The 6,118-nt window shown below is 64.7% G+C and carries 7 protein-coding genes; 4 read left to right on the top strand and 3 right to left on the bottom strand.

Going from position 1 to position 6,118, the window contains the following annotated elements; translation table 11 throughout:
* Positions 1-683, bottom strand: a 683-nt coding sequence (locus AC1DKD_RS38000; protein ID WP_477144473.1) for a sigma-54-dependent transcriptional regulator, incomplete at its 3' end; no start/stop codon positions are given.
* Positions 684-1,015: 332 nt separating this feature from the next.
* Between AC1DKD_RS38000 and AC1DKD_RS37995 the strand changes: the two genes are divergently transcribed.
* The 3 genes from AC1DKD_RS37995 to AC1DKD_RS37985 all read left to right on the top strand — a co-directional run bounded on the left by AC1DKD_RS37995 (position 1,016) and on the right by AC1DKD_RS37985 (position 3,300).
* Positions 1,016-2,041, top strand: a complete 1,026-nt coding sequence (locus AC1DKD_RS37995) for a sigma-54 interaction domain-containing protein (protein WP_441629580.1) — start codon at positions 1,016-1,018, stop codon at positions 2,039-2,041.
* A gap of 155 nt (positions 2,042-2,196) precedes the next feature.
* On the top strand, positions 2,197-2,466 hold the full coding sequence (locus AC1DKD_RS37990; RefSeq protein WP_441629579.1) for a hypothetical protein: 270 nt from the start codon (positions 2,197-2,199) through the stop codon (positions 2,464-2,466).
* Between the two features lie 363 nt (positions 2,467-2,829).
* Positions 2,830-3,300, top strand: coding sequence for an ion channel (locus AC1DKD_RS37985; RefSeq protein ID WP_045238737.1), 471 nt, complete (start codon positions 2,830-2,832; stop codon positions 3,298-3,300).
* A 10-nt stretch (positions 3,301-3,310) separates the two neighbouring features.
* On the opposite strand, the gene cls is transcribed toward AC1DKD_RS37985, so the two are convergent.
* Positions 3,311-4,744, bottom strand: coding sequence for a cardiolipin synthase (gene cls / locus AC1DKD_RS37980; RefSeq protein ID WP_441629578.1), 1,434 nt, complete (start codon positions 4,742-4,744; stop codon positions 3,311-3,313).
* Positions 4,745-4,917: 173 nt separating this feature from the next.
* Between cls and AC1DKD_RS37975 the strand changes: the two genes are divergently transcribed.
* Positions 4,918-5,937, top strand: coding sequence for an aldo/keto reductase (locus AC1DKD_RS37975; protein WP_428179885.1), 1,020 nt, complete (start codon positions 4,918-4,920; stop codon positions 5,935-5,937).
* Here the strand turns inward: AC1DKD_RS37975 and AC1DKD_RS37970 are convergent.
* Positions 5,930-6,118, bottom strand: a 189-nt coding sequence (locus tag AC1DKD_RS37970) for a hypothetical protein (RefSeq protein ID WP_477144472.1), incomplete at its 5' end; no start/stop codon positions are given. The two genes, AC1DKD_RS37975 and AC1DKD_RS37970, sit on opposite strands and share 8 nt — an antisense overlap.

The raw sequence follows: 6,118 nt of genomic DNA, 5'->3' as shown, positions 1-6,118 counted from the left end.
AAGTAGCCCTTGTGCTGGCGCTCGGCGCCAGTGAAGCTGCCGCGCTCGTGGCCGAACATCTCGGATTCGATCAGCGCGGGAGAAATGGCGCCGCAGTTGACCGCCAGGAAAGGCTGACGCCGGCGGGCCGATAGCTCGTGGAGCGTCTGCGCGGCGAGTTCCTTGCCGGTGCCGCTCTCTCCCACCAGCAGCACGGTGGCCTCGGTAGGTGCAACCTTGCCAAGCTGGTCATAGACCACCTGCATGGCCTCCGAGCTGCCGAGCAGCCGGCCGAAACGGCCGTAGCGGCGCAACTCGCCGCGCAGCGAGTGGATCTCTGCCTTGAGGTCGCCCGTGGTGGCGATGCGTTTCAGGATGGTGCGCAGCCGTGTCACGTTGATCGGCTTGACCAGGTAGTCGGTTGCACCCCGGCGCAAGGCGTCGACAGCGGATTCCACGCTGGCGTAGCCTGTCATGAGGATCATTTCGACGCCTGCGGTGCCGACCTCGTTGAACAGGTCCATGCCGTTGCCGTCGGGCAGCTTCAGGTCGGCCAGCACGGCATCGGGCATCTGCCAGCCGATTTGCAGGCAGGCCTCGCGCAGATCGCCGGCAGTGGCCGATGTAAAGCCTTCAGTCGCCACGATCTCCGACAGTGCAGCACAGGTATTTTCATCGTCATCGACGATCAGAATGTGAGGCATATATTCCGTATCGGCAGCGTACAACGCCACCGGTGCGCCGCGGGGACCGCGCGCAATCCGGGTGCGTCGTTCCGGCATGTTCCATGCGGGCGACGGCAAACACAACGCGGGCCCTATGTCTGAACATACGGCTAGCATGCGTCTCGGGGCCAAGGGTGAATCCGGGGATACGTCTTATTCTAGGCAGGCTTCACCGGCAGCGGTACCCGTGTCTGTCTGACAACTTCACGCGCGGATCGGACCAAATGCACGAAAGCGTGCCAGCCGATCAAAACAGTGGCTTCAGGTCAACGCAGGCGATAGGATTAGCCTGAACCCTCCCTTGGTTGCCGATGACAAGCTGCGACCCCCCTGCCCCTTCCCCTCGTCCTGCCGCGCCGGCCAGCGGTGCGCCGCGCCGTGGCGCTATCCCGGGCGGGCCCACGGCGTTGCTGTGGCAGAGTTCTTCGCCCGTGATGCGGCAACTCCTGGCGCAGATCGACCGCGTGGCCGCTACCGAGGTCACGATGCTGGCGGTTGGCGAGAGCGGCACCGGCAAGGAACTGGTGGCGCGTGCCGTGCACGAGCGCGGCGCCCGCCGGGCCGGGCCGTTCGTCGCGGTCAATTGCGGCGCGATTCCCGCCACGCTGATCGAGTCGGAATTGTTCGGCCACGAGAAAGGCGGTTTTACCGGCGCCATCCAGCAAAAGGCCGGGTACTTCGAGCAGGCCCGCGGCGGCACGCTGTTCCTCGACGAAGTCACGGAGATGGCGCCCGACATGCAGATCAAGCTGCTGCGGGTGCTGGAGACGCGCACCTTCCACCGCGTGGGCGGCGACGCGCAGATCGTGTGCGACGTGAGGATTCTCGCCGCCACCAACCGCGACCCGGTCGAAGCCGTGCGCGCCGGCCAGTTGCGCGAAGACCTGCTTTACCGGCTCGCCGTGTTTCCCTTGCACATTCCGCCGCTGCGCGAGCGCGGCGAGGACATCGCGCAACTGGCCAGGCACTTCCTTGCGGAATTCAATGCCATGGAGGGGACGGAAAAGACCTTCTCTTCCACCGCCCTGGAACGCCTGCGGCATTACGGCTGGCCCGGCAACGTGCGCGAACTGAAGAACACCATCTACCGTGCCTTTATCCTGGCCGACCGTGTCGTCGATATCGCCAACCCCAATCTCTCTACCCAGCCGCCCCGCCCCGCGACGCTGAACGGTTTCGTCAACGTGCGCATCGGGACGTCGCTGGCCGACGCCCAGCGCGAAATCATCCTCGCCACGCTGGCGCGCTTCGACGGCGACAAGCGGCAGGCAGCCCAATCGCTGGGCATCAGTCTCAAGACGCTGTACAACCGGCTCGACGCGTACCGCGCGGGTTGATTCGCCTGCCTGCCTGTGGCACGGCTGTTGTCTGCACCGTGAGAAGCACTCACCTCGCGTCTGGCGATCCCCCCGGAAGAGGGGCAGCCGCGCGGCACTGGACTGCGCACACTTGTTCGCAATGTCCGGCATGGTCTCGACGATAGAATCAGCCTATGAAGGAAAAACAAGAAACCTGTCCTCTTTGCGGCACTGAGGCCAAAGCCCAGCCCCGTCGCGGCAGCTACGGGCAGTGGGTGCGGTTCGAGTGCCATAACCCGGAGTGCGGCCCCGCCGAAATCAGCACCGGTGCCCGCCGCATGCTGCGCGAGCCCACCCGCAAGGCCGAGCTCCGCGCTCTCGCCCGCTCCAGCCGCGAGCACGGCAAGTTGCCACGCCTGGGTTACGACGGCCCGCGCGGCGAGATCTACGTAGAGTTTGATTGAGCCGGCCTGCCCAGGCTGCTTTGATTCTGCTGGTGCGCCGTCCGGCGTGCCGGGCCAGGCTTTCGATGTCTGGGACGTCCACTTCATCCTGGAGGGCAAGGTTCCAGGTGCACGGCAGTTCGCACTCTCGTCTCTATGATGCCGAATACGGTACTTTTCACCGGATCTACCGGGCTGCAGCCGAGGAACCGTGGCAAAAATTTCCCTTGCCCGGTCCCATGGTGGCCTGGTCGCGCCGCCGCTTTCCGTTTGGCCGCGCATCGTCCGCGGGCTGGCTTTCCTTGTGATCCCCCATTACATTCCAAACAGTTTGTGAGCGTGCCGCGACCGACGGCAACGTTCCCGGCCTGACGAGGGAAGCCTATGGGAATCACCACCGACGACCTGCTGGCCCTGGCTTGCGCCAGCGTCCTGACAGTGACCGTCGTCGCCATGCATTACGAGGCCCTGCGCTTGTTGTCGGGGATGAATCCCCGCCGCTGGACCGGGCGCGTCAATGTGGGCGTGCTGATCGTATGCATCATCGTTGCCCATATCCTGGAGGCCCTGGTGTTCGCGGTAGGGTACTGGTTGTCGGGCTCTGCGCTCGGACTGGGCGGGCTGTCCGGCCCGGGCCCGATCGCGCCCATCGTGTACTTTTATTTCTCGCTGGAAACCTTCACCACGCAGAGCCTCGGAGACATCTCGCCGGTCGGGGCCACGCGCCTGATCGCCAGTATCGAGCCGCTGGTGGGCCTGATCCTGATCGGCTGGTCGACCTCATTCACGTACATCATCATGCGGCGAGACTGGCAGACTGGCACCTCGAAACAGGCCGCACAGGCCGAGGTATAGCCGCCGGACACTAGAGAATCGGCGCGAACAGGGATGCCACATGCATCGCCACCCTGCGCAGCCTGGGCCCGCCGATGTACTCGTTGCGGTCGATCCGCCGCGCCAGCGCGAAATCCTGTTCCAGCATTTGCGCCACGCTGGCGGCGAAACCGCGGTCTGCGGTCATCACCATCAACTCGAAATTCAGCCGGAACGAGCGATTGTCGAGATTGGCGCTGCCCACCGCCGCGGCCTCGTCGTCGATCAGGATGACCTTCTGGTGCAGGAAACCCGGCTGGTAGCGATAGATCTTGACGCCGGCGCAGATGGCCTGGTAGGCGTACAGCGTCGAGGCGGCGAAGACCACCAGATGGTCGCGCCGCGCCGGCAACAGGATGCGGACATCCACCCCGCGCAGCACCGCCAGCCGCAGTACGGCGAATACCGCCTCGTCCGGCACGAAGTACGGGCTGGTGATCCACACCCGCCAGCGCGCCGCCTGGATCGCCTCGACGAAGAACAGGGAGCAAGTTTCCTGCGCGTCGGCCGGGCCTGACGGAACCACCTGGCAGGTCATGGCGCCGGCGGCGGCGGCCGGCGGCGGCAGCAGCACCGGAACTTCGCGCGCGGCCCAGTACCAGTCCTCGGCAAACACCATCTGGATATCGAGCACGGCGCTGCCGCGGATCTCGATATGGGTATCGCGCCACGGCGCCAGCGGCGGTTGCAGGCCCATGTACTCGTCGCCGACGTTATGCCCGCCGGTAAACGCGCATTCGCCGTCCACCACCACGACTTTGCGATGGTTGCGGAAGTTCAGCTGGAAACGATTGACGAAGCCCTTGCGCGTGGCAAAGGCGCGCGCCTCGACCCCCGCCGCCAGCAGGCGCTTGACATAGCTGCCCGGCAGCGCATGCGAGCCGATGCTGTCGTAAAGGAAATACACCTTGACACCCGCGGCGGCCCGCTCGCACAGCAAGCGCTGCAACGCCTGGCCCAGGTCATCGTCATGGACGATAAAAAACTGCACGATGACTACCTTCTTCGCGGCGGCAATGGCAGCGAAGATCGCGGCGAAGGTTGCCTCGCCGTTGACCAGCAGCCGCACGGCGTTGTTGGCCAGGCATGGCATGCCGGTCAGCCGGGGCAAGGCGCGCAGGCAAGCCTGGGACGGCGAATGCACCACGCAGGCATCGCGCGCCTCGCGCTCGCCGGCATCCATGTCGTGCGTCACCTCGCGCAGCCGGTCGTTGTTGAAGCGGCGCGCATTGACGTAGCCGGCAAAGTTGCTGCTGCCCAGGATCAGGTACGGAATCAGGGTGAAGTACGGCATCATCACCAGCGAGCCCGCCCACGCAATGGCGCCGGGGGCGGTGCGCACCGTCATCACCGCATGCAGGGCGGCGATGACGCCGAGGATATGAAACACCAGCACGATCGCCGCGATTAGGGATGGGCTGAGCATGGTCGTCGGATTTAGATTTCGCCCGGCGGCGCCGGATCACGATGGCTAGCATTCTGGCATAGGCACGGCCCGAGGGCATTGCCTGCTGGTGCGGCAGGCAGGATTTCTTCGCAAGGGGTAAGCTCTCAGGCTTTCGCACCCGGCCTCCCCTCGCCGCATCAAGGAAGAATGCAATGTCAGAGTTCAAGATGGAATACCGGCGCCTGGGCGCCAGCAACCTGAAGGTATCGGCGCTGTGCCTGGGCACCATGATGTTCGCCGACCAGACCGACGAAGCCGAGGCTGGCCGCATCGTGGACAGCGCCCGCGCGCACGGCGTCAACTTCATCGACACCGCGGATGTCTACAGCAAGGGGGGCTCCGAGCGCATGGTGGGCAAGCTGCTGGCCGCCGACCGCCATGACTGGATCCTGGCCAGCAAGCTCGGCAACCCGATGCAGGCCGCGCCCAATCATTCGCATTACTCGCGCGTGTGGATCCTGCGCGAGGCGGAGGAAAGCCTGCGCCGCCTGGGGACCGATTACCTCGACATCCTCTACCTCCATCGCGACTACGCGGGTGAAAACCTCGAGGAACCCGTGCGCGCGATGGGAGATCTGGTTCGCGCGGGGAAGATCCGGTACTGGGCGGTGTCGAACTTCCGCGGCTGGCGTATCGCCGAGATCGCGCGGCTGTGCGACCAGTTGGGCGTGCCGCGTCCGGTTGTCTGCCAGCCCTATTACAACCTGCTCAATCGCATGCCCGAGGTGGAAATCCTGCCGGCCTGCCAGCATTTCGGACTCGGCGTGGTGCCTTACAGCCCGATTGCGCGTGGCGTGCTGACCGGCAAGTACCTGCCGGGCCAGCAACCGCCGCAGGATTCGCGCGCGGGCCGCGCCGATCGCCGCATGATGGAGACTGAATTCCGCGAGGAATCGCTGGTGATCGCGCAGACACTGAAGACGCACGCCGAGGCGCGCGGACTGAAGCTGGGGCAGTTCGCTACGGCGTGGGTGCTGGCTAATCCTATTGTCAGTTCGGTGATTGCGGGGCCGAGGACGCTGGCGCAGTTCGAGGATTATTTTGGGGCGGTGGGGGTGGGGGTTTCGGGGGAGGAGGAGGTGTTGGTGGATGGGTTGGTCAGGCCGGGGCATGCTTCTACGCATGGGTATAACGATCCGAATTATCCGTTGGTTGGGCGGCCGGTTAGGTAGGTGGGTTTAACTTTGGGTTTAATGTTGGCTGCTTGACGTCAAGGGCCTTGGCGTCCAAGTCCAAATCAAGGTCTTCAAAGTCAAAGTCAAAGTCAAAGGCAGTTTCACCTCCCCTGCGGGGAGGCGACCTACTTTCTTGTCTTGCCAAGAAAGTAGGCAAAGAAGGCGCGCCGGATGGGGC

Source organism: Cupriavidus sp. 05T313 (assembly GCF_056396665.1).
This window is presented reverse-complemented; position numbering and strand designations above follow the sequence as displayed.